Annotated in this window: 19 protein-coding genes; 11 read left to right on the top strand and 8 right to left on the bottom strand. The window is 71.6% G+C overall.

Features of this window, described 5'->3' with window-relative positions; genetic code table 11:
- Positions 1 to 37: 37 nt before the first annotated feature.
- Together ACTVAJ_RS00095 and ACTVAJ_RS00090 are read left to right on the top strand one after the other, a co-directional pair.
- On the top strand, positions 38 to 1,030 hold the full coding sequence (locus tag ACTVAJ_RS00095) for a stage II sporulation protein M (protein WP_470385907.1): 993 nt from the start codon (positions 38 to 40) through the stop codon (positions 1,028 to 1,030).
- Positions 1,031 to 1,081: 51 nt separating this feature from the next.
- Positions 1,082 to 1,339, top strand: a complete 258-nt coding sequence (locus ACTVAJ_RS00090; protein WP_470385906.1) for a DUF397 domain-containing protein — start codon at positions 1,082 to 1,084, stop codon at positions 1,337 to 1,339.
- 4 nt (positions 1,340 to 1,343) lie between these two features.
- Here the strand turns inward: ACTVAJ_RS00090 and ACTVAJ_RS00085 are convergent, their stop codons facing one another.
- Positions 1,344 to 3,353 carry a tetratricopeptide repeat protein gene (locus ACTVAJ_RS00085; protein WP_470385905.1) on the bottom strand — a complete coding sequence of 670 codons (2,010 nt, stop codon included), beginning with the start codon at positions 3,351 to 3,353 and terminating at the stop codon, positions 1,344 to 1,346.
- 147 nt (positions 3,354 to 3,500) lie between these two features.
- On the opposite strand from ACTVAJ_RS00085, the gene ACTVAJ_RS00080 reads away from it, so the two are divergent.
- Both ACTVAJ_RS00080 and ACTVAJ_RS00075 read left to right on the top strand, forming a co-directional pair.
- On the top strand, positions 3,501 to 3,695 hold the full coding sequence (locus ACTVAJ_RS00080; RefSeq protein ID WP_470385904.1) for a DUF397 domain-containing protein: 195 nt from the start codon (positions 3,501 to 3,503) through the stop codon (positions 3,693 to 3,695).
- A gap of 37 nt (positions 3,696 to 3,732) precedes the next feature.
- Complete coding sequence (locus tag ACTVAJ_RS00075; protein WP_470385903.1) at positions 3,733 to 5,061, top strand: glycosyltransferase family protein; 1,329 nt, start codon at positions 3,733 to 3,735, stop codon at positions 5,059 to 5,061.
- Positions 5,062 to 5,304: 243 nt separating this feature from the next.
- Here ACTVAJ_RS00075 and ACTVAJ_RS00070 read toward each other — a convergent pair whose 3' ends face one another.
- Positions 5,305 to 6,513 carry an MFS transporter gene (locus ACTVAJ_RS00070; protein WP_470385902.1) on the bottom strand — a complete coding sequence of 403 codons (1,209 nt, stop codon included), beginning with the start codon at positions 6,511 to 6,513 and terminating at the stop codon, positions 5,305 to 5,307.
- 133 nt (positions 6,514 to 6,646) lie between these two features.
- Here ACTVAJ_RS00070 and ACTVAJ_RS00065 point away from each other — a divergent pair, with 133 nt between their 5' ends.
- Positions 6,647 to 7,090, top strand: coding sequence for a MarR family winged helix-turn-helix transcriptional regulator (locus ACTVAJ_RS00065; RefSeq protein ID WP_470385901.1), 444 nt, complete (start codon positions 6,647 to 6,649; stop codon positions 7,088 to 7,090).
- Between the two features lie 170 nt (positions 7,091 to 7,260).
- On the opposite strand, the gene ACTVAJ_RS00060 is transcribed toward ACTVAJ_RS00065, so the two are convergent.
- The 5 genes from ACTVAJ_RS00060 to ACTVAJ_RS00040 are packed head-to-tail and all read right to left on the bottom strand — an operon-like array spanning position 7,261 to position 12,426.
- Positions 7,261 to 8,562: a DUF58 domain-containing protein gene (locus ACTVAJ_RS00060; protein ID WP_470385900.1), complete on the bottom strand. Its 1,302-nt coding sequence runs from the start codon at positions 8,560 to 8,562 to the stop codon at positions 7,261 to 7,263.
- Positions 8,562 to 9,545 carry an AAA family ATPase gene (locus tag ACTVAJ_RS00055; RefSeq protein WP_470385899.1) on the bottom strand — a complete coding sequence of 328 codons (984 nt, stop codon included), beginning with the start codon at positions 9,543 to 9,545 and terminating at the stop codon, positions 8,562 to 8,564. The genes ACTVAJ_RS00060 and ACTVAJ_RS00055 overlap by 1 nt, the downstream gene beginning before the upstream one ends.
- A 57-nt stretch (positions 9,546 to 9,602) precedes the next feature.
- Positions 9,603 to 10,805, bottom strand: coding sequence for a DUF4350 domain-containing protein (locus tag ACTVAJ_RS00050; RefSeq protein WP_470385898.1), 1,203 nt, complete (start codon positions 10,803 to 10,805; stop codon positions 9,603 to 9,605).
- Positions 10,802 to 11,431, bottom strand: a complete 630-nt coding sequence (locus ACTVAJ_RS00045; RefSeq protein ID WP_470385897.1) for a DUF4129 domain-containing protein — start codon at positions 11,429 to 11,431, stop codon at positions 10,802 to 10,804. The genes ACTVAJ_RS00050 and ACTVAJ_RS00045 overlap by 4 nt, the downstream gene beginning before the upstream one ends.
- Positions 11,428 to 12,426, bottom strand: coding sequence for a DUF7847 domain-containing protein (locus tag ACTVAJ_RS00040; RefSeq protein WP_470385896.1), 999 nt, complete (start codon positions 12,424 to 12,426; stop codon positions 11,428 to 11,430). Before ACTVAJ_RS00040 ends, ACTVAJ_RS00045 begins: the two co-directional genes overlap by 4 nt.
- A gap of 850 nt (positions 12,427 to 13,276) precedes the next feature.
- Here ACTVAJ_RS00040 and mtrA point away from each other — a divergent pair.
- From mtrA to hpf, 5 genes are all read left to right on the top strand, one after another.
- Positions 13,277 to 13,954 (top strand): MtrAB system response regulator MtrA, encoded by a 678-nt coding sequence (gene mtrA / locus ACTVAJ_RS00035; RefSeq protein WP_116244912.1) that lies wholly within the window; start codon positions 13,277 to 13,279, stop codon positions 13,952 to 13,954.
- Positions 13,955 to 13,970: 16 nt separating this feature from the next.
- On the top strand, positions 13,971 to 15,785 hold the full coding sequence (gene mtrB, locus ACTVAJ_RS00030; RefSeq protein WP_470385895.1) for an MtrAB system histidine kinase MtrB: 1,815 nt from the start codon (positions 13,971 to 13,973) through the stop codon (positions 15,783 to 15,785).
- The gene (locus ACTVAJ_RS00025) at positions 15,782 to 17,704 is read left to right on the top strand and encodes an LpqB family beta-propeller domain-containing protein (protein ID WP_470385894.1); all 1,923 of its coding nucleotides are present in this window, start codon (positions 15,782 to 15,784) and stop codon (positions 17,702 to 17,704) included. Before mtrB ends, ACTVAJ_RS00025 begins: the two co-directional genes overlap by 4 nt.
- Before the next feature lie 75 nt (positions 17,705 to 17,779).
- Complete coding sequence (locus ACTVAJ_RS00020; RefSeq protein WP_470385893.1) at positions 17,780 to 18,493, top strand: ComF family protein; 714 nt, start codon at positions 17,780 to 17,782, stop codon at positions 18,491 to 18,493.
- Between the two features lie 983 nt (positions 18,494 to 19,476).
- Positions 19,477 to 20,148, top strand: a complete 672-nt coding sequence (hpf, locus tag ACTVAJ_RS00015) for a ribosome hibernation-promoting factor, HPF/YfiA family (RefSeq protein WP_470385892.1) — start codon at positions 19,477 to 19,479, stop codon at positions 20,146 to 20,148.
- Between the two features lie 280 nt (positions 20,149 to 20,428).
- Here the strand turns inward: hpf and ACTVAJ_RS00010 are convergent, their stop codons facing one another.
- Positions 20,429 to 20,926 carry a hypothetical protein gene (locus ACTVAJ_RS00010; protein ID WP_470385891.1) on the bottom strand — a complete coding sequence of 166 codons (498 nt, stop codon included), beginning with the start codon at positions 20,924 to 20,926 and terminating at the stop codon, positions 20,429 to 20,431.
- A gap of 388 nt (positions 20,927 to 21,314) precedes the next feature.
- On the opposite strand from ACTVAJ_RS00010, the gene secA reads away from it, so the two are divergent.
- Positions 21,315 to 24,158 carry a preprotein translocase subunit SecA gene (gene secA / locus ACTVAJ_RS00005; RefSeq protein WP_470385890.1) on the top strand — a complete coding sequence of 948 codons (2,844 nt, stop codon included), beginning with the start codon at positions 21,315 to 21,317 and terminating at the stop codon, positions 24,156 to 24,158.
- The last annotated feature ends 118 nt before the right edge of the window (positions 24,159 to 24,276 follow it).

Here is a 24,276-nt window from a genome sequence, read left to right as displayed (position 1 = left end):
CACGGAGCCGATACGCCGACCGAGTAGGGTCTCATGCGTGGATATCGACGTGTTCGCGGCGGCGCACGCCCCCGAGTGGGAACGGCTGGACCGCCTGGTGAGCCGGCGCCGGCGGCTGGCCGGCGAGGAGATCGACGAACTGGTGGACCTCTACCAGAAGGTCTCCACCCACCTGTCGGTGGTGCGCTCCTCCGGGCAGGACCCGGCACTGGTCGGTCGCCTGTCGGCGCTGGTGGCACGCGCGCGCTCGGCGGTGACCGGTTCGCACGCCTCCGCCTGGCGGGACGTGGCCGGGTTCTTCACCCGTGTGTTCCCGGCCGTGCTGTACCGGCTGCGGTGGTGGTGGATCGCGGTGACGGCGGGAACGGTGCTGGTGGCCGCGGCGACGGCCACGTGGCTGGTCACCAGTCCGGAGACGCTGTACGCGGTGGGCACCCCCGGGGACATGGCGCGCTACGTCGACCACGAGTTCGCCAACTACTACGTGGAGAACCCCGCCGGTTCGTTCGCCGCGCGGGTGTGGACCAACAACGCGTGGGTCGCGGCGCAGGCGATCATCTACGGGGTGTTCCTCGGGGTGCCGACGCTGCTGGTGCTGGCGGTCAACGGAGTGGGGCTGGGCCAGGCCGCGGGGATGATGATCGCCAACGGCCGGGCGGACGTGTTCTTCGGACTCATCCTGCCGCACGGGCTGCTGGAGCTGACGGCGGTGTTCGTGGCGGGCGGCGTGGGCCTCAAACTCGGCTGGACGATCATCGCGCCGGGTGACCGCACCCGGTTGCGGGCGCTGGGCGAGGAGGGCCGGGCGGCCGTCGCGGTGGTGCTGGGACTCGCGGTGGTGCTGTTCGTCTCCGGGCTCATCGAGGGCTTCGTGACCGGGTGGGTGGACGCCGTGTGGCTGCGGGTCGGCATCGGTGTGGTCGCCGAGGTGCTGTTCCTGGTGTACGTGTACACGCTGGGGAGGTGGGCCCACCAGAAGGGTGAGACGGGGGACCTGGAGAACGCCCCGCAGGCCGTGCCGGTGGCCTGATACGGCGGAAATCCCCGGCGTGCCGGGGATCCCTCTGGCAGCATCGGCTGCATGGACGAACAGACCCCCCGCTGGTTCAAGAGTTCCTACAGCGACGCCTTCGCCCACTGTGTGGAGGTGGCACTCTCGGATACACGTTGGTTCAAGAGCAGCCACGGCGACGCAGCCAACGGTGGATGTGTGGAGGTCGCCTTCTCCAACCACGCCGTCATGCTGGTGCGCGACACCCGAAACCGGGCTGGTGCGGTGTTCGGTGTCGGAGTATCGGAGTGGGTGCGGTTCGTGCGCCTGATCTCCGTCGAGGCGTAGCGGCTCAGTCTCCCCTGAGCTGTCGCACGACCCTCTCCCTCCACTCGCGTGCCTGTTCGGTCAGGCTGTGGTGCTCACCGAACACAGCAGCACGAATCGTTGTCAAATGGTCGAAACTTCGCATCGCGGACGCGTGATCCCCTCGTTCGAACGCGACCACGGCCAGATGGAAATCGACGGCCAGTGTGTCCGGATGCTTTTCTCCCAGGTCACGTATCCTCACCTCGCGGATCCTGTGGAGGTTTTCCTCGGCGGTGTCGAAGTCGCCCCGACGCCGTTGGACGTGGGCCAGGTTTCCCAATGCGAACAGGGCCGTCGAGTCGTTCTGGGAGCCGAGGCGTTCGCAGACCTTCAGCACGGCCCGTAGTCCTTTCTCAGCAGTGTCGAGGTCGTCCCGCAGATACGCCATGAGGGCGACCTGGTGGCGGCTGCTCAGGGTGTCGGGGTGGTCCGGTCCCAGAATGGTCGCGCGGTCGTCCGCGACGGCACGGAAGATCTCCTCGGCTTCCTCGACCCGGCCCTGGGCACGGACAGCGTCAGCCAGCGAGTGCCGAGCGCTCAGGGTCTCGGGGTGTGTGTCGCCCAGCGAGGCTCGGGCGTTGGTGGCGGTCGTGTGCAGGTGCTGCTCCGCCTCTTCCTGGTTTCCCGCGAACATCAGGGCTTGGAAGGACTTCGTTGCCAGCCTGACCGTCGTGGAGTCGGAGAAGTCCATGACACAGCTGCCGATTTTGCTGATCTCCGCGTAGGCGACAGCCTCCAGGCCGGGGTCGCGACCGCTCTCCCTGTCCAGCAATGTCTCCGCCACGTGGAGAAGGCGAGCCTCCTCCTCACGGAACCCGGTACGGAGGCTCTCGGACACGAGCGGGTGCAGGCGGAGAGTCGTCTCCCCCTGATTGCTGGTGACACTGACGAGTCCGTGGACCACGAGGGCGTTGATCGCCAGAGCCATGGCGGCCTCGTCCATACCCTCGAACGGTTCTTCCCACAGTTCGGAGATGGGTAGTCGGCGCAGGGGGACCTCGGTGGCCTCGGGCCCCAGGACAGCGAGCAGACGCAGAAGCGGGGCCGCGTACGGGTCCTTCTCGGTGACCAGGCGGAGTGACAGCTCCCAGACACCGGACAGCAGGTTCCTGTCCACGTCGGTTCCCACTGTGAAGGGGGCTGCCAGGTAGTCCAGGGATTCGATGCCCGAAGCGAGCTGGTCCAGCAGGGCGTGAGCGTCGGGGAACAGTACCCGGTGGGTGGCCAGGATGCGTCCGGCGAGGTGGAGAGCCAGCGGCACCCCGCCCAGGCGTTCGGCCAACACGTCGGCTCCGGGAAGGTCGGGGAGTTCCACGTGGTCGGTGAGCACCGTGGTCGCGGAGTGGACATCCAGCTCACCAATGCGGTGGACCTCGGCCGGGGCCCAGAGCGCGGGGTCGTCGACCCGGCTCGTCACCAGGACGAACCCTCCCGGGCTCGCCCTCATCCACCCCAGTTGGGCACCGACGCGGTTGTCCGGGTCCAGTTCCTCGGGGCGGTCCGCGTTGTCGATGACCAGAAGCCACGGTCGGGGCGCCTCGTCGAGGTGACGCCACACCCACCGGGCCGCCTGGTGCCGGGTACCTCGGAGTCGTTCGGCCTCTTCGCGGGAACCGCCCAACTCGACTGCGGCCTCCAGCATGCTCGCCGTGACACTGCCGGGCCGTACCCAGAAGACCGTCCACCCGTCGGAGCGTGCCCGCTCGGCGAGCGCGGCGGCCACGGTGGTCTTCCCGAACCCGCCGGGTCCGGTGAGGATGTGCGGAACGGGTGCGCCCGCCCGCATCGCCTCGCCGAACGCGTCCAGCAGGTCGTCGCGCCCGCGTACGGCGGTGGCGAGCCTGGGCGGGTCCAGGGAGACGTCCGACGTCGGGGCGGCGGGGGAGGACCGCACGTTGATCGTCACGCCGCCGTGGATGTCCCTGGCCTGGACCAGGTGGCCGTACACGGCCCCCCGGGAGACGTTGTGGTGGGCGCTGGGTGGAGTAGCCATGCTCCCCATACTGCCCGCGATGTCACCCGGGATGGGAGCCGATATGATGCTTATGTTGCGTATGTCCTTAAATTGACCATTGGCACTAGTTTGTCTTTATAGTCTGGGCTAGCTTCGCTCGAAGCTGATCTACAAGGAGGTGCACCATTGGAGAGTGGGACCGGTATCACCGGCCTCATGTGGCGTAAATCGTCCTACAGCAGTTACGAGGGCAACTGTCTGGAGATCGCTGAGGACGGTGACCGCGTCAACGTCCGGGATTCTCAGAACGTGAAGCTTGGTCACCTTGGTTTCACCGGCGACGAATGGTGCGCCTTCCTGGGGCCGGTGACGGGGCGCTGAACTGAATGTCGCCCGACGGCGCCCCGGACGTTATGCGGTGGTGCTCCATAGCGCGGCCATCACTGATGGTGGAGCCGTACTCAACCGCATGCTACTGACCGAGCTGGCAAACCACGCACAGGTCACGCTGTTGACAGTTGGTGAAGTCAGTGGCTACGGGAACGTTGAAGCCGTTACGCTCACCGGGCGCCAAGGTGCTACACGAGTCGACGACGCTCGCTCTGTACTGCGTGATGCGATACGTCGCGCAGACCCGAAGGCCATCGGTCTGCCAGCGAACCCCTACCACTTCGACGCGGTGATCGGATCAGGCTGGACCTCGGGCAGGGAGGCCAACCTACTGCGCAGGACCTTCTACCCTGCCGCGATCACGGGCAACGCTTTGCACTTGGACTCGCGAGGGCTTGGAACGGCGCTCGACGACACCGAACGCGGCGATCTCGTGGCGGGAATCCACCGGGACGTCTTCCAAGCATCCGATCTCGTGTTCGCGCCGGGCCCCAAGGCCGCCCGAGACGCCCGGAACCTGATCTCCGAAGGGTGCTCGGCCCCGGCTCCTGCGGTTCACGAACTGGTCCCGGGCGTCACGGTCGCCTCCCCCGAACGCGCCCCCAGTCGGCCCGGCACGGTGTTCGAACTCCTCATGCTCTGCCGGGCCGAGGACCGGAACAAGGGTGTGCTCGACGTGGCGCTGGCGGTTCGCGACCTCCGCCGGTACGGCCACGCCGTCCGACTCACCGTCCGGGGGACGTCTCCCGGGCGGGTGACTCCGTTCCAAGCGTCCATGGACGCCCAGACAGGCCGACCCGGGTTGGTCCGGATCCTGCCCTTCAGCCAGGACCGGGCACTGGTCAACGCGGACATCGACGCCGCCGACGCCCTCGTCGTCGCCTCGGAGATCGAGCCCTATGGCTTGGTGGCGGCAGAATGCGCCGCACGCGGCACACCGTTCCTCGTCGCCCCCGGCAACGGCAACGGCTTCGCCGAACTGCTGGCGGAACCGGGCGGGATCGCGGGGAGCACCGGCCACCGGTTCGTGATCGAGGACGGCGGCTCCCTCTCCGCCAACGGCAACCGCATGGGGCCGGACCAGCCGGACACCGGACCCCGGCACCGCGTCCTCGCCGGGGCGATCGCCGAACTCATCGCCGACCACGACCGCATGGTCGGGCACACGGGTACGCTCCAGCGCTCCCTGACCGCCTACACCCCCGCACACATGGCCGGGGCGTTCGCGGAGGCGGTCGCGCGCGTGGCCGCCGGAACCCGCGTCTCCACCCGACAGGGGCCGCACGGACTCCTGCTCGCCGCCTCCGGCACCCAGCACCCGGAGCCGGGGACATCCGAACCCACGAGTGCCCTGTGACACGCTGTGTCACCGCCCCCGTGCGGCGATGATCAGTTTCCGTCCGGACGAACGGACCGAACGCGAGCCGCGGGGCGTGACCGGTCGGCGGTACCCCGGGACCTCATCCACCAGGCCTGCATCGGGCAGCAGTACGCACGGGAAGGGAGAGGCCGCCGCACGTCTTTCGCCGGGAGACCCGATCCGCACGAGCTGGACATGGCGGACCACGCCCGCCGCCTCATCCCGGGACTCCTGTGGGTTTCACGACTCACCGCCGACGGACACGGGCCCGCCGGTGGACCGAACGGACGATGCGGCCAGCTCTCCGCCGCGCACACGGGCGGCGACGAGGAGGACGGCCAGGCCGACGGCGGTGACGGCGGCACCGGCCCAGAGCGGCGAGGTGTAGCCCAGCCCCGCGGCGAGTGTGATCCCGCCGAGCCAGGCACCGAACGCGTTGCCCACGTTGAAGGCCGCGATGTTGGTGCCCGACGCGAGCGTGGGAGCGCGGTCGGCGTGGGCCATGACGCGCATCTGCAACGCGGGCACGGTGGCGAACCCGAAGCCGCCCATGAGCAGCAGTGCCAGGACCGTGAGCACCTGGCTCGCGGCGGTGAGCGCGAAGAGCGCGAGGACGAGGCTGAGGGCGGCCAGGACCACGACGAGCGTGCGCAGGAGGTCGCGGTCGGCCGCGCGCCCGCCGAGCAGGTTCCCGGCGAACAGGCCGACGCCGAAGAGGACGAGCAGCCACGGGACGGCGTGGTCGGAGAAGCCGCCGACCTCGGTGAGGGTGTAGGCGATGTAGGTGAAGCCGCCGAACATGCCGCCGTAGCCGAGGATCGTGACCGCGATCGACAGCCAGACCTGCGGGTGGGCGAAGGCCGACAGTTCGTGGCGTACACCGGCGTGCGCCTCCCCGCGGGCGGTGCGGGCCGGGACGAGCAGGGCGATCCCGACGAAGGCGACGACGCCGATGGCGGTGATCGCCCAGAAGGTGGCGCGCCAGCCTGCGGCCTGCCCGAGCATGGTGCCGAGCGGAACGCCGAGGACGTTGGCGACGGTCAGGCCGCCGAACATCAGCGCGATGGCCTGGGCGCGACGCTCCCGGGCGACCAGACCGGCCGCGACGACCGAGCCGATCCCGAAGAAGGCGCCGTGGCACAGCGCGGCGACGACGCGTCCGGCCATCATGGATCCGTAGGTCGGGGCGAGTGCGCTGATCAGGTTGCCGAGGATGAACAGGACCATCAGGCCGAGCAGTGCGGTCTTGCGCGGGACGCGGGTGAGCGCCAGGGTCAGCGCGATGGCGCCGACCGCGACGCTGAGGGCGTAGCCGGAGATGAGGTGGCCGGCCGTGGTCTCGCTGACCGCGAAGTCGTCGGCGACCTCCGGCAGCAGGCCCATGATCACGAACTCGGTGAGGCCGATGCCGAAGCCCCCGAGAGCGAGGGCCAGGAGTGCGACGGGCATGGGTACTCCACTGGTGCAGGTGAAGGTAGTGCGCGCATGCACTAGTTGCAGGCGCAAATAAATAGTTGCACGCGCGTCTTGTCTGCGCAAGTCAGGTATGCTGGGGGAGTCGGTCACGCCACGGGGAGGCGCCATGGGAATCGCTGACGACGCCGTCGAGATCCGCGCACGGGGCTGGCGCACACTCGCCGCGGTCCACGGGCTCATCGAGGCGCGGCTGGAGAAGGCGCTCCAGGCCGAGCACGGGCTCTCGGTCGTGGAGTTCACCGTGCTCGACGCCCTGAGCCGTCAGGACGGCTGGCACATGCGGATGCGCCAGCTCGCCCGCGCCGCGGCGCTGTCCGCCAGCGCGACCACCCGGCTCGTCACCCGGCTGGAGAACCGCGGCCTGCTCACCCGGGTCCTGTGCGCCGACGACCGTCGCGGGATCTACACCGAACTCACCGAGACGGGCGAGAAGGCCCTGGCCGCCGCCCGGCCGACCCACGACTGCGTGCTGGAGGAGGCGCTCGGCGAGGCCGAGGACCTGCCCGAACTCGCGCCGCTCGTGCGGGCGCTCTCCGTCCCCGGGTCCTGAACCGCTCGACGACCGCGCGGCGGGGCCCGCCGCCCGGGCCGCCCTTCCCGCTGTCTACGGCGCGGTGTCCCCTGCGCCGCGGACGGGACCGGCCCCGCGCGGAGCACGGGGGGAGCCGGGCGTGCCGGACCGCGCCCGCCGCCTCATCACGGGGCCGTGTCCGCGGGGACTCACAACCGGCCCTGGGCCTTGAGGTTGATGTAGGCGTCCGCGAGCGCCGGGGCGAGGTGCTCGGGGTCGGCGTCGACCACCTCCACGCCCATCCTGCGCAGCTCCGTCGTGACCCGCCGCCGTTCGCTCAGCGTCCGCTCCGCCGCGGCCGCCCGGTACAGCGCGTCCGCGCTGTCGCGCTCGGCCGCCATCGCGCCCACCGCCGGATCCGTGACCGCCGCGACCATCACCAGGTGGCGCGACGTCAGCGCGCCCAGCCTCGGCAGCAGCCCCTCCTCCAGGGCCGCCGCGTTCAGGTCCGTCAGCAGCACCACCAGGCGCCGTGCCCTTCCCTGCGTCCCCAGGACGGTCGACACCATCCCCGCCGGGTCCGACTCCAGCAGCTCCGCCTCCAGCGGCGCCATCGCCTCCACGATCCGGCCCACCTGGCTGCCCTTGCCCGACGAGCGCACCTGTGCCCGGACCCGCCGGTCGTAGGCCAGGAAGTCCACCCGGTCTCCGGCCTTGCCCGCCAGCGCCGCGAGCAGCAGCGCCGCGTCCATCGAGTGGTCCAGTCGCGGGGTGTCGCCGACCCGCCCCGCCGACGTGCGCCCGGTGTCGAGCACGATGAGGATGCGCCGGTCCCGTTCGGGCCGCCACGTGCGCACCACCACGCCGTCGCCCCGTGCGGTCGCCCGCCAGTCGATCGACCGGACGTCGTCGCCGGGGACGTAGTCGCGCAGGGAGTCGAACTCGCTGCCCTGGCCCCGCACCATCGCGGTGTGCTGCCCCTCCAGCTCCCTCAGCCGCGACAGTTTCCCCGGCAGGTGGCGGCGGCTGTGGAAGGGCGGCAGTGTCCGCACCGTCCACTCCGCCGACAGGGTCCGCTGCCGCCCGGCCAGCCCCATCGGGCCGATACTGCGCACGGTCACCCCCGCCGCCCGCGCGTCGCCGCGGCGGGTCGGGGTCAGCGTGGTGGTCAGCCGCCGCCGCTCACCCGCGTCCACCCGTAGCGGCACCGTCCGGGGACCGGCGTTCGCGCTCGGCGGCCAGGCGTCGCGCACCCTCCCGCGCAGCGGGCGCCGGGTCGGGTTGGCCAGGGTCAGGTACACCGTCGCCGAGTCGCCCAGGCGCAGGGTCGTGTCCCCCTCCCGGGACAGGCGCATCGCCCCGGGGCTCGCCGCCAGGGCCACGTCCGCGGCGAGCAGCACCACCAGCACACCCAGCGCGATCGCGGTCACCCAGGCGCCCATGACCCCCGAGAGCGCCACCGCCGCCACCGCGAGCGCCGCGACGACGACCGCACGTCCGGTGACCGCCATCAGCGCGGCACCGGGACCGAGGCGAGCACACCGTCCAGGATTCCGTCGGTCGTGGCGCCCTCCAGCTCGGCCTCCGGGCGCAACGAGACGCGGTGCCGCAACGTGCCCTTGGCCAGCGCCTTCACGTCGTCCGGGGTCACGTAGTCGCGCCCCGTCAGCCACGCCCAGGCGCGGCTGGTCCGCAGCAGCGCCGTCGCACCGCGCGGGGACGCACCGAGCTGGAGCGAGGGCGACCGGCGGGTCGCCCGGCACAGGTCCACGATGTAGCCCAGCACCTCGGGCGCCACCCGGACCCCCTCCACGGCCGACCGGGCGGCGCGCAGTTCGGCGGCCCCCGCCACCGGGGTCACTCCGGCGGCGGTCAGGTCACTCGGGTCGAAACCGGCCGCGTGGCGGCCCAGCATCTCGACCTCGGCCTCGCGTTCCGGCAGCGGGATCGTCACCTTGAGCAGGAACCGGTCCAACTGGGCCTCGGGCAGCGGGTAGGTGCCCTCGTACTCCACCGGGTTCTGCGTCGCGGCGACCATGAACGGATCGGGCAGCGCCACCGGGTCGCCCTCGACCGTCACCTGCCGCTCCTCCATCGCCTCCAACAGCGACGCCTGCGTCTTGGGCGGGGTCCGGTTGATCTCGTCGGCCAGCAGCAGGTTGGTGAAGACCGGCCCCCTCATGAACTCGAACCTCGCCGTGTGCTGGTCGTAGACGAGCGAACCCGTCACGTCCCCCGGCATCAGGTCCGGGGTGAACTGCACCCGCTTGTGGTCCAGGGACAGGGCCGCCGACACGGTGCGCACCAGCAGCGTCTTGGCGACACCCGGCACACCCTCCATCAGGACGTGGCCGCGGCACAGCAGCGCCACGACCAGAGCGGTCACCGTCTCGTCCTGGCCCACGACCGCCTTGCCGACCTCCCGGCGCAGGGCGGTCAGGGCCGCTCTCGCCTCGTCGGCGGAGGGCAGTGCCTCGGATGTGAAGGCGCTCACGCCGTCTACCTCTCTCGATTGCTCGGTGGTCTGTCACGGGTCCCCGTTCCGCCGGGGTCACCGCAGCTTCCGGGTGCGTTCGTCCAGTTCGTCGGCGAGCCGGACCAGCGACCGGTCGTCAGCGGTGAACGGGTCGGACCGGTCACCGTAGATCACGGCGCGCAGGCGTGCGGGGTCGTCGCCGGTCCGTGCGGCCACCGCGGACACGACGGCCTCGGGGGAGGCCTCCGGATCGAGTCCGAGCTTGGGTACCACCCGCTCCCGGAACCCCTGACGCAGCGCGTCGGCGGCGCGGTCCCTGGCCCTGAGGGAGTGGTACAGCCCGGCACGGCCCTCGGCGGTCTCCGAGGCGCGCACGACGACCGGCAGCGCCTCGGGTACGAGCGCGCCCATCCGGCGCCCGCGCCACAGGGCGAGCAGCCCCAGCGCCACGACCAGCGGTACCACCGACCACCGCACCCCCGGGGGGAGCAGTTCCCACAGGCTGGATCCGCCGCTCACCCGGGCGGTGTCCGGACGCAGCCACACGACCTCGTCAGCGGCCAGCAGGTTGAGTGCCAGAGCCGCGTTCCCGCGGCCGGCGAGCGCCCCGTTGGTCAGGGGGGCGCCCGTGCCCAGCGCGGTGGTCGTCGTCCCGTCCTCGGTCACCCGGAGCAGCGCGTCGCCCGCCGCCGACGGGTAGCAGCCCACCGCGTCGGCGCCTCCGGAGGCGGTGTACAGTTCGCCGCCGACGCCGGCCTCGCCCGCCGCGGCGGCGCCGGGCAGGTCGCACACCGGGCTCAGCGCCTCGCCGTCGTCGATCCGCCCGGTGACGTCCACCCCCGGCGCGAACGCCGCCAGGGCGGGCAGCGACGGCCGGACCAGGACCGTGTCCGCGTCCAGGTCCGCGAGCCGTTCCAGCTCCCCGGGCAGCAACCGGTGGTCCAGCGAGACCAGCAGGACGACGTCGTCCCCGGCGGCGGACACGGCGTCCGCCGCGTCGTCGGAGGTACGCACGACCTCGACCTCGCCCTCCTCCTCCAGCAGGCGCACCAGGGCGCGCGTCCCGTCCGGGGAGACGCTCCCCGGCTCCAGGTATCCCTCGGGGAACCGCTCGGCGCCGAGCGACAGCAGGACGGCCACCACGACGAACGCGGTGAAGAGGACGAGTGGGACGCGGACCGACCGCCACAGCCGGGCGATCCGGCCGCCGCTGGGTTCGGCGGGCCCCGGGCGGGGTGCGCGGGGCGCGGGGGACATGGTCGGGGCGGGGGCGGTCACCGGGCCTCCTCCTGCGCCGCGACGGTGCGGGCGGCCTCCAGCCGCGCGTCCAGTTCCCGCAGGGCCCGGGCGGCCTCCGCGGTGGCGGGGCGGTCGCCGTAGGCCACGTCGTTGAAGATCCGCGCCCCCTCGGCCAGACCGTCCGCCTCTCCCGGCAGGACCGCGGAGGCCTCCGCGGCCAACTCGGTGGCGGTACGTCCGACGCGGGGCGTGATCACGGCCCGCTCCTCCAGCGCCACGCTGACGGCACGCATCCGCTCGGTCACCGCCGCGGCGAACTCCCCGGCGGCCTCGTGCCGCTCGGCGGCGGCCCGGTGGTCGGCGGCGGACAGCGGGGCCGCCTCGTGGACGGGGGCGCCGCGGCGCCGGCTCGCCGACGGCCGCAGGTACACGACCAGCCACACGAGCAGACCGGCGAGGAGCACCAGCAGGGGACCGAGCACGACCCATCCGCCGAGAACGCCCGAACCCGCTGTGGTCACCCCGTCCAGGAGGTCGAGGATCCACTCGTGGATCCGGTCGAGGAGCGTGGGCACCCGCTCACCGTAGAGCGGGTCGGACAGCTCCTCGACCGCGCGGCGGCGCCCCTCCTCCCGCGTCACCTCCGCGGGGAACACGGCACTCACCCGCGCCACTCCGGCAGGTAGATCTCCGGGCCGGCCTGGTGCCCCGCGCGCGCGGCCTCGTGCAGCCGCAGGTCCAGTCCCTCACGCCGCATCCGCAGGTCGATGTAGAGCAGGGTGGCCACGCCCACGACGAACGGGGTGGTGAACGCGTTGATCAGTACCTCGCCGACGTAGATGATCGCCCCCGAGGCGACCGGCATCCACGCCTCGACCGGGAAGAGGAGCACGAGCGCCAGGGAGCCCATGGTGAACGGGGTGGTGAGCAGACCGCCGATCACCCCGGCGAGGAGCATCGTCAGGAGGACGATCCCGAAGACGCGCCACCAGCTGCCCCGGGTCAGCCGCCAGGACCGGGCCAGGGAGGCGAACACGCCGATTCGCTCCAGCACGACGACCGGCATGGCGAAGTGGATGCGGACCGCGATCCACAGGAACACGCAGACGCACGCGACCAGGGCGACCAGCGCCAGGACGATCACGGCGATCCCGGCCCCGACGGCCCCGGACGCGAGGAGGGCGGCTCCGACGCCCACGCCGGCGATGCCCACGAGGGCCGTGGCGAGGGTCAGGCCGAAGTAGATGAGCAGCTGGACCAGGGCCAGACCCACGATGGTCCAGAGGCGGTCGCGGATGGCCGCCCACGCCTCACCCGGGGTGAGCCTGCGACCCAGGACCGCGATACCCACGACGGCGGTGAGCAGGCCGGTGACCAGGATGTACCCGGCCTGGGACAGGAGGGCCCCGCCGTAGGTGGTGATGATCGACCACGTGGACACCGGAATGGGTTCGGCGGGGTCGAGGGAGGCCGGGTCGTTGAACGCCTGGTCGAAGAAGACGCCGTAGTCGCGCATCGTCCCGCCGAAGCCGACGGCGCTGATGACGCTGGTGACCGCGACGACGATCATCGCCAGCCCGGCGGTGGTCTTCGGGTTGTGCCGGATCAGGGCGAACGCGCCGTTGAACAGGTCGCCGACGGTCATCGGGCGCAGCGGCACGACGCCGGGCCTGGGCGCGGCCGGGCGAGCAGGGTAACCGTGACCCGGCGGGCCGTACCCGTGACCCGGCGGGCCGTAGCCGGGCGGCGTTCCCTGAGGGCCGTGACCCGGTGCCGCGTAACCCGGCGCCGGGGTCTGGGGGGCGGGTACCGGCCCGGCGTACCGGGCGTGCTGTTCGGGGGAGGCGTACCCCGGGGGCCCGGCGGGTCCGGGGGCGGCGGGAGGCCCCGCGTCCGCCGGTGCCCCGGCCGCGGTGCCCCCGCCGGGGGCCGACCACCCGCCGGAGGCTCCGGGGTCCGCGGGCGCCCCAGGCGTTCCGGAACCGGAGGGCCGTTCGCGTTCCGGTCCCTCCGGGGCGGTCCCCGGAGAGTCGCGGTGCTCGTCCTCCTGGCTCATCTGGTCCCGCCCTCCGTGAAGTTCGGTTACTCTGCGTGAGTCGAATCCCGTGCGATCCGCGCTCTTTCCCCCAACCTACCGGCCGGTCGCACCTCGCCCAGGCGGCCCCGCGGCAGTTCGGAGCGCAACCTAGGCACTTCATTCCTTTTGTATGCTTTCTGTTACCAACCGGTTCAGAGGTGGGCGTTCCCGGCGCAGCTCAGCCGGGCCGTCGCCGCCGGTGGCCGAAACCGGCCTCGAGGGGTCGAAAAACGCGGAGCGCTCTCCCGACGTCGCCCGAAGGTGGCAAGGTGGGGAGACGACCGCGGTTCCCCTCGTCGGGGGGACGCCCTTCCCCGTCCGCGGGGGCCACGGGCACCGCCCACATCCGCCGCCCGAGTGTTCCAGGAGAGAGGAGTAGGCGCCGCGAGGACCGCCCGCGAGGAGGTATCCGCGCCCGGCGCCGGACGCACCTATGAAGGGACGTGTACTGGTTGTCGACGACGACCTCGCCCTCGCCGAGATGCTCGGCATCGTGCTGCGGGGCGAGGGGTTCGAGCCGTCGTTCGTCCATGACGGGGACAAGGCCCTGGAGGCCTTCCGCGAGACCAAGCCCGACCTGGTGCTTCTGGACCTGATGCTGCCCGGTGCCGACGGCATCGACGTGTGCCGCCAGATCCGTGCCGAGTCCAACGTTCCGATCGTGATGCTCACGGCCAAGAGCGACACCATCGACGTCGTCCTCGGCCTGGAGTCCGGCGCCGACGACTACATCGTCAAGCCCTTCAAGCCCAAGGAGCTCGTGGCCCGGGTCCGCGTCCGCCTGCGCCGGACCGAGGAGCCCGCTCCCGAGGTCCTCCAGATCGGTGACATCACCATCGACGTCGCCGGGCACGCCGTGCGCCGCGACGGCGAGCAGATCAGCCTCACCCCGCTGGAGTTCGACCTGTTGGTCGCCCTCGCCCGCAAGCCGCGCCAGGTGTTCACCCGCGAGGTCCTGCTGGAGCAGGTCTGGGGCTACCGCCACGCCGCCGACACCCGCCTGGTCAACGTCCACGTGCAGCGGCTGCGCGCCAAGATCGAGAAGGACCCCGAGCACCCCGAGGTCGTCGTGACCGTCCGCGGTGTCGGCTACAAGGCCGGTACCGCCTGATCCGGACCCATCACCCATGACGCCAGCCGCCGCACCCGAGGAGGACCGGGGGGCCGACCCCGGTGAGGGCCGGTCGACCCCGGCCCCAGGGCCGCCCGCAGACGAGGCACGCGATACGAGCAGTGGCCTGACCAGGGCCTACGCCTTCGCGCAGCGGGCCGCGCGGGCGCTGGTGCGCGGTGCGCTGACCAACTGGCGGCGCTCCCTGCACCTGCGCGTCATCTCCACGACCCTGGTGCTGTCCCTGGTCGTGATGATCGGCCTGGGGTACGTCCTGGTCAGCCAGGTGCGCGGCGGGCTCCTCGAAGCCAAGATCGACACCTCGGTCAACGACCACCGGGCGGGGCTCACCTTCGCGATCGACGAGCTGCGGGAGAACGAGGTCGCCGTCGCCGACCGCGACCGGCTCCTGAACAACATCACCAGCGAGCTGACCAACCGCCGGGGCGACACCGGCCTCTACGGCGTGCTGATCCTGCCGTCGGTGGGCGGTGAGAACGGCTACGCCACCGTCGACGACGACACCTTCCCCGAACGGCTGGAGGAGGCCGTTCCGCAGCGCCTCGTCGACGACGTCCGCCAGTCCGAGATCTCCGACCAGCAGTACCACACGTACACGAGCATCACCCACGACGGCACCACCGAGCCCGCGCTCGTGGTCGGTGCCCAGCTGACCTACGCCTACGAGCTCTACTACGTGTTCCCGCTCCAGCACGAGCAGGAGATCCTCGACCTGGTCCAGCGCACCGTCGCGCTGGTGGGCGTGCTGCTGGTGGTCCTCCTGGGGCTGATCGCCTTCGTCGTCACCCGGCAGGTGGTGAGCCCGGTCCGCTCCGCCGCGCGTTCGGCCGAGCGGCTGGCCGCGGGCGACCTCGCCGAGCGCATGACCGTGCAGGGGGAGGACGACCTCGCGCGGCTGGCCGTGTCCTTCAACGACATGGCGGGCAACCTCCAGGAGAAGATCCAGGAGCTGGAGGAGCTGTCCAAACTCCAGCGCCAGTTCGTCTCCGACGTCTCCCACGAGCTGCGCACCCCGCTGACCACCATCAAGATGGCGGGCGACCTCCTGTACGACGACCGTGAGGAGTTCGAGGCCACCCAACGGCGTTCCGTGGAGCTGCTCCAGAGCCAGGTGGAGCGGTTCGAGGAGCTCCTGGGCGACCTGCTGGAGATCAGCCGGCACGACGCCGGTGCGGCGACCCTGGGCATCGAGTCGGTGGACATCCGTGACGCCGTGATGAAGGCCGTCGGCGACGCCGAGCAGATCGCCGAGCGCCGGGGGATCAAGGTCGTCCTGCGCCTTCCGGCCGAGCCCTGCGTGGCCGAGTTCGACACCCGCCGGATCAACCGCATCCTGCGCAACCTGGTCGTCAACGCGATCGAGCACAGCGAGGGCCGCGACGTCGTGGTCGCCGCGGCGGGCGACCGCGACTCGGTGGCCGTGGCCGTCCGCGACTACGGGGTCGGCCTCAAGGAGGGGGAGGAGCACCTGTGCTTCGACCGCTTCTGGCGGGCCGACCCGGCGCGGGTGCGCACCACGGGGGGCACCGGGCTCGGACTGGCCATCGCCAAGGAGGACGCACAGCTGCACGGCGGCTGGCTCCAGGCGTGGGGTATGCCGGGCCAGGGGTCGCAGTTCCGGCTGTCGCTTCCCCGCAGGTCCGGCGCCGAGCTGCGCGGCTCCCCGCTGCCCCTGGTGCCTCCGGAGATCGCTCTGGGCCGTAACTTCTCCGCCTACGGGGACAGGGACGCCGCAGGCGCGGCCGAGCGCCCGGGCCGCAACGACCAGCCGGAAGAGGACACCGACCGGGGCGAGGAGGACGCACGGTGATCGGACCGGACCGGATCTCCCGGGGGGCGCGGGCCGCCGCGGCCGCCGCCCTGACGTGCGCGGCGCTGACCGCCTGCGCGACCGTCCCCGTGACCGGCCCGGTCATCCCCGGCGACGGCGGCGGCCCCTCCGGCGGCGGCGGGGCGTACGTGCGCCTGCTGCCCGCCGGGCCCCAGCAGGGCATGAGCCCGGAGGCCCTGGTCCGGGGGTTCCTCAGGGACATGGGCAGCTTCGAGGAGGACCACGGGGCCGCCCGCAGCTACATGGTCGGGGAGACCGCCCAGTCGTGGTCCCCCGCCGGCAGCGTCCAGGTGGTGGGGGGAGCCGAACAGGTGGACATCGCCGCGGAGGCCAGCGCGGACGGCCTCACCACCAACGTGCGGATGCGTACCACGCTGGTGGCCACGATCGACGAGACCGGCAAGTACGTGCCCAGCGAACCGGGCAGGCTCCTGGAGGTCCACTTCACCGTCGTCCGGGAGAACGGCGATCCGGAAGGCGAGTGGCGGATGAGCGAACTGCCCGACGAGCTGATCCTCAGCCAGCTCGACGTGGAGCGCACCCACCGCCCGTTCAACCTGTACTACTACAACCGGGAGGGGACCGCCCTGGTGCCGGACCCGGTCTACCTCCCGGTGCGTCCCACCGACGAGATGGCCGAACGCCTGCTGCGCAGGCTCGTCGACGGGCCCACCGACTGGCTGGCGCCCGCCGTGGACTCGGCCCTGCCCGAGAACGCGGTCACCGATGTGGACGGGGAGCGCGCCGAGATCCGCGTCAACGGTGTTCCCGAGACGGGTGAGCGCGCGTTCCGCCTGGGCGCCCAGATCGCGTGGACGCTGCGCCAGGTCCCCGAGATCGAGGAGTTCACCCTGGTCGTGAACGGTTCGGAGGTCGCCTTCCCGGGTGCCGACGGCGAGCGCGCCGAGCGGCCCCGGCCGGGCAGCGACCACTGGGCCAGGGTGAGTCCCGGTGCCGCCACGAGCGGGCTGCGCGCCTACTACATGCAGGAGGGGCAGCTGTGGTCGGCGTCCGAGCTGGCCCCGGACGCGCCCAGCGACGCCGAGCGGGTGCCCGGTCCCCTGGGCGCCGGTGACGTCGCGCTGGAGCGCTTCGCGGTGTCGATGCAGGAGAGCACGGTCGCGGGGATCACCGTGGGCGGCGGCGAGGTCGTCACGAGTTTCACCAGCCCGGACGCCGAGGTCCGGCAGGTCCTGTCGGACGGGGTCTTCACCGGGTTGTCCTGGGACGTGGACGGCCACCTGTGGGTGGTCGAGGAGCTGGAGGAGTTGGCCGAGGACGAGGAGTCCGGGGACGGCGGCCCGGACGGGGCGGCCGACGAGGCCCCGGAGGGGGCGGAGGACCCCGACGCGGAGTCCACCGCCGACGGCCTGACCACCGGGGCGCCTCCCGAACCCGGCGCGACGGCGCTGTGGATGCTGCGCAACGGCGACGAGGTCGTGGGGGTCGACGTCTCCGAACTGGACGACCGCTCGGTGGTGGAGTTTCGCATCTCCCGCGACGGGACCCGCGCCGCCGTGGTGACCGAGGCCGGCGGCGAGCGTGCGCTGGAGGTCGGCCGCGTGGTGGTGGACGAGGACGGACGCGTGTCCGTCGGCGACTTCATCACGCTGGCCGGGGAACTCGCCGACGTCACGGACATCGCGTGGCGCTCCGGCGACCAGCTGGTCGTCCTGGGCAGCCGGGAGGGCGGCACCCGCCAGGCATTCCTGGTCTCCCTGGACGGCGGCACGCCTCCGGCGAGCGCGGGCGCTCCCGTCGCGGGGATGACGACCGTGTCGGGCGCCCCCGGGCAGCCGTTGGTCGCGGGCGGCGAGGACGGCAACGTGTGGCTCTCCAACGACCGGGTGATCTGGGAGAACGTGGTGGAGGGAGCGTCGCCGGTCTACCCGGGCTGACGCGACCCGACCCGGGTTGTCCACAGGTGCGGACCCGGCCTGGCGGGTGCGCCCCGGTCCGCGGATCCTGGAGGTATGGACGACCTCATCCGCCCGGTCCGGCTCGCGTGGACGCGTCCGTTCGCCGCCCTGCTGGACCTGCTCCTGCCCCAGCTCTGCGTCGCCTGCGCCGTCGCCCCCGGGCCGCTGTGCGCCGACTGCCTGGCCCTGCTCGACCGTCGCCCCCGCCGGTGCGCCCCCAGGCCGGGATGCCCGCCGATCTGGGCGGCGGGTCCCTACGCCGGATACGACCGGCGGGTCCTGCTCGCCTACAAGGAGGGCGGGTCCGACGCGTTGGCCGGACCGCTCGGCGGTCGACTGGCGGCCGTCTACGCGGCGACGGGGTGGGCCGGCCCGGACACCCCGCTGGTCCCGATCCCCGGGCGGGGGCCGCCGTGGTACCGGGGCGGATCGGTCACCCGCCTGGCGGACGCGTGCCTGGACCGGTCGGGCCGTGCGGGGCGCGTGGTCCCGCTCCTGCGGTACCGGCGCCGGGCCCGTCCCCAGGTCGGCCTGGGACGTGCCGAACGCCTGGCCAACCGGGTGGGCGCTCTCGTCGCGGACCCCGGTGCCCTCGGCCCGCGTGGCGTGGGCGACCGTGCGGCGGCGTGGCCCGGGGCGGTGGTGGTGGACGACGTGCTGACCACGGGGGCGACGGTCGCCGAGGCCGCGCGTGCGCTGCGGTGCGCGGGGGTGCCGGTGGCGGGCGCCGTGGTCCTGGCCGAACGGGTTTTTGGCCGTGGGCGGTGACCCCGGCGGCGTCCGCGACCGGGCGCGTCCCGCGGGCGGTCCGCGCAGCCCCGACCCGTGCCACGGTACGGTCCCGTTCCGGGCTCCGGACCCGTGGCGTTCCTCGGCCCCTGCCCGGGCCCCCTGCCCGGGCCCCCGGCCCGGTCGCGGACCGTGCTCCCGTCGCGGGCCAGCCGACCTTCCTTCTGCGACGAAGGTTTTACGAAGCTCTCGTGAACGGGTGAAAAGCCCGTCTGTACAGGGGTTTGTGGGGGTCGTGCAGGTGCTGGGGAGGATCCCGCTACCTGACAGACGCGCCAGGACAGGTTACGGTCCAGGTATGGCACCCGTCCGGGTCCGTGGTTGCGCCGGAATGACCGAGCTCCCGGGGAGACCGGGGAGCGGTTCCGGCAAGCCGATGCCAGGCGCAGGCGAAACGGCCCACGTAAGGCGACTTTTTGTCGACCGATCACGGTGCGCCTTAGAGGTAAGTCCTGCCCCGCGGAGGGTCCCGATGTCCCTCATGACAGGGAGAAGAGCAGTAGTCGCGGACAAGAGCGGCGACACTCTCAGCAGGCGGATGTGGGGACGAAGACCAGGTCGGCCGGACGGGTGGCATGCCCTTGCGCGGGGGTTCGCCGTCAGTGGTGAACCCCGCGGGAGCACGTCGTCCCGGGGCCCGGTCACACGTGCCCCGATGGCGTGTCGCATGCGCCCGCCCCACTCCTCCCCGGACCGTCGGCCCCCTCGGCGGCGGCCGATTCGTCACGAATCCGACGGTTGTTCGTTCCTCCTGTCCGGAGGTCCCGGTCATTCGCGTCCTGGTGCGCGTGATGACCGTGCTTCTGATGGGTATACGCACTTCCAACCGAGCCGTGGCTCCGATGGGACGGGGCCGCCAGCGGAAGGGGGCTAGCGCGACACTCTTCCGTCCCCCAAGGCGGAAGGGAGCAGAGCCAGCCTGGCCGTCGCCTTCACGGCGGCCACGCGATGAAGGGGGTCCTATGGACATCATCGTCAAGGGTCGACGCACCGGTGTGACCGAGAGGTTCCGACAGCACGTCGAGGACAAGCTCGAACGGCTCTCCAAGTGGGAGCGCAAGGGCATGAGCGTCGATGTGGAGGTGTCCTCGGAGCGCAACCCCAAGCTCGCGGACGTCCGTGAGCGGGTTGAACTGACCATCCACTCCAACGGGCCGGTCATCCGCAGCGAGGCCGCCGCCTCCGACCGCCACGGGGCTCTCGACCTCGCCATCGACAAGATCGAGGCCCGTCTGCGCAAGGCCGCGGACCGCCGCAAGGTCCACCGCGGCAACCACACCCCGGTCTCCGTCGCCGCCGCCACGGCGGATCTCGCCGGAGACCTGGTCACCGGGACCACCACCGCGGAACAGGCGCCCCCCGCCCAGCGCAGCGGTGCGGAGGAGGTCGACGGAGCCAAGGTCAACGAGCGGTTCACCGACGAGTTCGTCGAACTCGACACCCAGGGGGACGTTCCCGTCATCGTGCGGGAGAAGTTCCACCGGGCCAAGCCGATGAGCATCGACCAGGCGCTGATGGAAATGGAACTCGTCGGACACGACTTCTTCCTCTTCCACGACGAGGTGAAGGACACTCCGAGCGTCGTCTACCGGCGCAGGGGCTTCAACTACGGGGTCCTCCGACTCGTGGACTGAGGCCGCGCGGGGGTCGTGAGACCGTCCGGACCGCGCCCCGGCGGCGAAGGCGCCCCGTTCCGCCCCACCTTCCGGGGCCGGTCCGCCCCCGACGGAGGAACCGACCCACGGACCCCACGGGAATGACCTGGAGGACCCGCCCCGGCCGCCGGGGCGGGTCCTCGGCGTCGGGCCCCGCGACGCGGGCGGACGGTCCCCTCGTGGGGGCGCGGTCCGCCGCCGCGTTCCGGACACGCGCCGGGCCGTGCGCGCGACGCGCACGGCCCGGCGCGGGAGCGGCTCAGCCGCGTCGGCGCTCCTGCTCGCGCCTGATCTGGTGCAGCGGTGTGGTGTGCGGTTCCTCGGACTCGAACCTGGGCGGGTCGAGCACCACGTCGGCCAGCATGTCGAACGCGACGGCCACCACTCCGGCGGCCACCATCAGGATTCCGCCCGCGACCAGGAGCCACGTCGTTCCGTCGAGCACCACGGCGAGACCGATCAGGGCGAAGCCGACGAACGCCAGACCGACCGCGACCCAGGAGGCTGCGCTTCCCCGGTGACGCGGGGTCGGTGCCAGGTTGCCCCCCTGCCGCTGGAACCCCCGGATGTGCCCGAACCCCTCCTCGTCCTTGGGCCGGTGCCGTTCCCACCGCGCCCCCGGGTCGCTGTCCATCCTCGGCGCGGGTGCCTTCGCCCCCGGCTGCCAGAGCGCCTTCTCGATGAACTCGAACGGGGTGCGCTGGGTCGGGGTACCCTCGGCCCGCTCCGTTCCCTTCTGCCCCTCGGTCTCTCGCATCGCCATCCCCCTCCGGAACGCGCCGCGCTCGATGGCACCACGGGAACCGGGGTCATCAGCGCGACCTCCTATGGATCCACTACCCACTGCCGGGCCAGGAGCCGCACAAACGGTGCGAAAAGCAGGGGAACATCCGAACCCGTTACACACGTTCGTAGGAGGGAAGGAAGAAGGGCGTAACGGGCCGGTTTCTTTCGGTGTTCGGGTGCGGGCGGAGCGTCGCCGCCTTCGAGGGTGCGGGCCTCGCGGTCGTGGTCCTCTAGGATGGAGCCCCGAGGGCCCAGGAACCCCCGGCGTCCACCGCGGTCGCGCGGCAGCGGTCCGCGGGCCCAGGTCTGACTCTCCACACGTGTGGAGCCAACCGCGATCTGCGAGGAGCGCATAGGAAGTGCCAGGGATACTCAGTAAGCTCCTGCGCGCGGGTGAGGGAAAGACCCTGCGCCGGCTCACCAAGCTCAAGGACCAGGTCAACTCCCTCGAGGAGGACTACGTCGACCTGTCGGACGACGAGCTGCGGGACCTCACCAAGGAGTACAAGGAGCGGTACGAGGACGGCGAGTCGCTGGACGACCTTCTCCCGGAGGCGTTCGCCACCGTCCGCGAGGCCGCCAAGCGCACCCTCGGCCAGCGGCCCTACGACGTCCAGATCATGGGCGGCGCCGCACTGCACCTGGGCAACATCGCCGAGATGAAGACCGGTGAGGGCAAGACCCTGACCAGTACCCTCGCGGTCTACCTCAACGCCCTCGCGGGCAAGGGCGTCCACGTCATCACGACCAACGACTACCTCGCCCGCCGCGACGCCCAGACCATGGGCCGCATCTACCACTTCCTGGGCCTGGAAGTCGGCGTGGTCAGCCCGCAGATGCGTCCCGTCGACCGACGCGGGGCCTACCAGGCCGACATCACCTACGGGACGAACAACGAGTTCGGCTTCGACTACCTGCGCGACAACATGGCGCTGTCCCTGGACGACACCGTCCAGCGCGAGCACTTCTTCGCCATCGTCGACGAGGTCGACTCCATCCTCATCGACGAGGCGCGCACCCCGCTGATCATCAGCGGCCCCTCCGAGCAGAACTCCCGCTGGTACGGGGAGTTCGCCAAGATCGCTCCCCGTCTCAAGCGCGACGAGGACTACGAGGTCGACGAGAAGAAGCGCACGGTCGGCATCACCGAGTCCGGCGTGGCCAAGGTCGAGGACTGGCTGGGGATCGACAACCTCTACGAGGCCGTCAACACGCCCCTCATCAGCTTCCTCAACAACTCCCTCAAGGCCAAGGAGCTCTACCGCAAGGACAAGGAGTACATCGTCAAGGACGGTGAGGTCCTCATCGTCGACGAGTTCACCGGCCGCGTCCTGGCGGGCCGCCGCTACAACGAGGGTATGCACCAGGCCATCGAGGCCAAGGAACGCGTCAGGATCAAGGACGAGAACCAGACTCTGGCCAAGGTCACCCTCCAGAACTACTTCCGCCTCTACGAGAAGCTGTCCGGCATGACCGGTACCGCACAGACCGAGGCGGCGGAGTTCCACCAGACCTACGACGTCGGCGTGGTGCCGATCCCCACCAACAAGCCGATGGTCCGCGACGACGTCAAGGACGTCGTCTACAAGCACGAGGACGCCAAGTTCCAGGCGGTCGCCGAGGACATCGCCGACCGTCACGAGGCCGGTCAGCCCGTGCTCGTCGGTACCACCAGCGTCGAGAAGTCCGAGCTGCTGTCCCGCATGCTCAAGCGCGAGGGCGTCCCGCACGAGGTCCTCAACGCCAAGAACCACGCCCGTGAGGCCGCGATCATCGCCCGCGCGGGCAAGCTCGGCTCCGTCACGGTCGCCACCAACATGGCCGGCCGCGGTACCGACATCATGCTCGGCGGCAACCCCGACTTCCTCGCCGACGAGGAGCTCCAGAACCGCGGCCTGAGCCCGCTGGAGACCCCGGAGGACTACGAGGAGGCCTGGCCGGAGGCGTTGGAGAAGGCCAAGAAGGAGTTCGAGGAGGAGCACGAGAAGGTCGTCGAGGCGGGCGGTCTGTACGTGCTCGGCACCGAGCGGCACGAGTCCCGGCGCATCGACAACCAGTTGCGCGGACGTTCGGGCCGTCAGGGCGACCCCGGTATCTCCCGCTTCTACCTCTCCCTCCAGGACGACCTCCTGCGGCTGTTCAACAGCAGCCGGCTGGAGGCCTTCATGACCCAGCTGAACATCCCCGACGACCAGCCGATCGAGTCGGGCATGGTCAGCAAGGCCATCGCCTCCGCGCAGGGCCAGGTTGAGTCGCAGAACTTCGAGGTCCGCAAGAACGTCCTCAAGTACGACGAGGTCCTCAACCGGCAGCGCAAGGTCATCTACGCCGAGCGCCGCAAGGTGCTGGAGGGCCAGGACCTGCGCGAGCAGGTCGTCGAGATGCTGGAGGACGTGCTCCGCGGCTACGTCACCGCCGAGACCTCCGACGGCGATGCGAGCGACTGGGACCTGGACCGCCTCTGGCGCGCGTTCCGGCAGGTCTACCCGGTCAGCTTCACCGTGGACGAGTTCCTCGAGGATCACGGCGACACCTCGACCCTGACCGGCGAGCTCATCGCCGAGCGGATCCTGGAGGACGCCAAGGAGGCCTACGACGCCCGTGAGGCCGACCTGGGCGAGGAGACCATGCGCGAGGTCGAGCGCCGGGTCATCCTCCAGGTGATGGACCGCAAGTGGCGTGAGCACCTCTACGAGATGGACTACCTCCAGGAGGGCATCGGACTCCGCGCGATGGCTCAGCGCAACCCGCTGATCGAGTTCCAGCGCGAGGGCTTCGACATGTTCCAGCAGATGCTGGAGGCCATCAAGGAGGAGTCCGTCGGCTACATGTTCAACGTGGAGGTCCAGGTCCGCAAGAAGGAGGAGCCGACCCTCACCGCCTCCGCCGCGGCCAGGACCGCCGCGACCGTCGGCGGGGCCTCCGGTGCGACGGCCGTCGCGACCGTGGTCGACGAGGACGAGGAGGCCGCCGAGGCCGAGGCTCCCAGCGAGGAGGCCGAGTCCGCGGAGGACGTCGTGGTCCCCGGCTTCGACGGTGACCGGCCCGACCGGCTCCAGTACTCCGCTCCGAGCGAGGACGGCTCCGTCGAGCAGCACAGCGAGTCCACCGACGAGTACGCCGGTACCGCTCGCAACTCTCCCTGCCCCTGCGGCTCGGGCAAGAAGTTCAAGAAGTGCCACGGGGCCCCGGCCGTCAAGTAGCCCCGGCCGGTAGGCGTCGAACGCGTGTGGGCACGACCCCCGGGGGTCGTGCCCACACGCGTTGCGTGTGCCAGGGCGGTGGCGGGCTACAGGCCGACCGGGGCGGAGCCGAAGGCGA

It is taken from the genome of Nocardiopsis sp. KDC1DS13DA1 (assembly GCF_055632325.1).
This window is presented reverse-complemented; position numbering and strand designations above follow the sequence as displayed.

Bases quoted from the DNA above. Each gene is read 5' to 3' on its own strand.
- ACTVAJ_RS00060 (WP_470385900.1), bottom strand. From the start codon at position 8,562: ATGGCGGTCACCGGACGTGCGGTCGTCGTCGCGGCGCTCGCGGTGGCG.
- ACTVAJ_RS00070 (WP_470385902.1), bottom strand. From the start codon at position 6,513: ATGCCCGTCGCACTCCTGGCCCTCGCTCTCGGGGGCTTCGGCATCGGC.
- ACTVAJ_RS00090 (WP_470385906.1), top strand. From the start codon at position 1,082: ATGGACGAACAGACCCCCCGCTGGTTCAAGAGTTCCTACAGCGACGCC.
- ACTVAJ_RS00010 (WP_470385891.1), bottom strand. From the start codon at position 20,926: ATGCGAGAGACCGAGGGGCAGAAGGGAACGGAGCGGGCCGAGGGTACC.
- mtrA (WP_116244912.1), top strand. From the start codon at position 13,277: ATGAAGGGACGTGTACTGGTTGTCGACGACGACCTCGCCCTCGCCGAG.
- ACTVAJ_RS00065 (WP_470385901.1), top strand. From the start codon at position 6,647: ATGGGAATCGCTGACGACGCCGTCGAGATCCGCGCACGGGGCTGGCGC.
- ACTVAJ_RS00020 (WP_470385893.1), top strand. From the start codon at position 17,780: ATGGACGACCTCATCCGCCCGGTCCGGCTCGCGTGGACGCGTCCGTTC.
- hpf (WP_470385892.1), top strand. From the start codon at position 19,477: ATGGACATCATCGTCAAGGGTCGACGCACCGGTGTGACCGAGAGGTTC.
- mtrB (WP_470385895.1), top strand. From the start codon at position 13,971: ATGACGCCAGCCGCCGCACCCGAGGAGGACCGGGGGGCCGACCCCGGT.
- ACTVAJ_RS00085 (WP_470385905.1), bottom strand. From the start codon at position 3,353: ATGGCTACTCCACCCAGCGCCCACCACAACGTCTCCCGGGGGGCCGTG.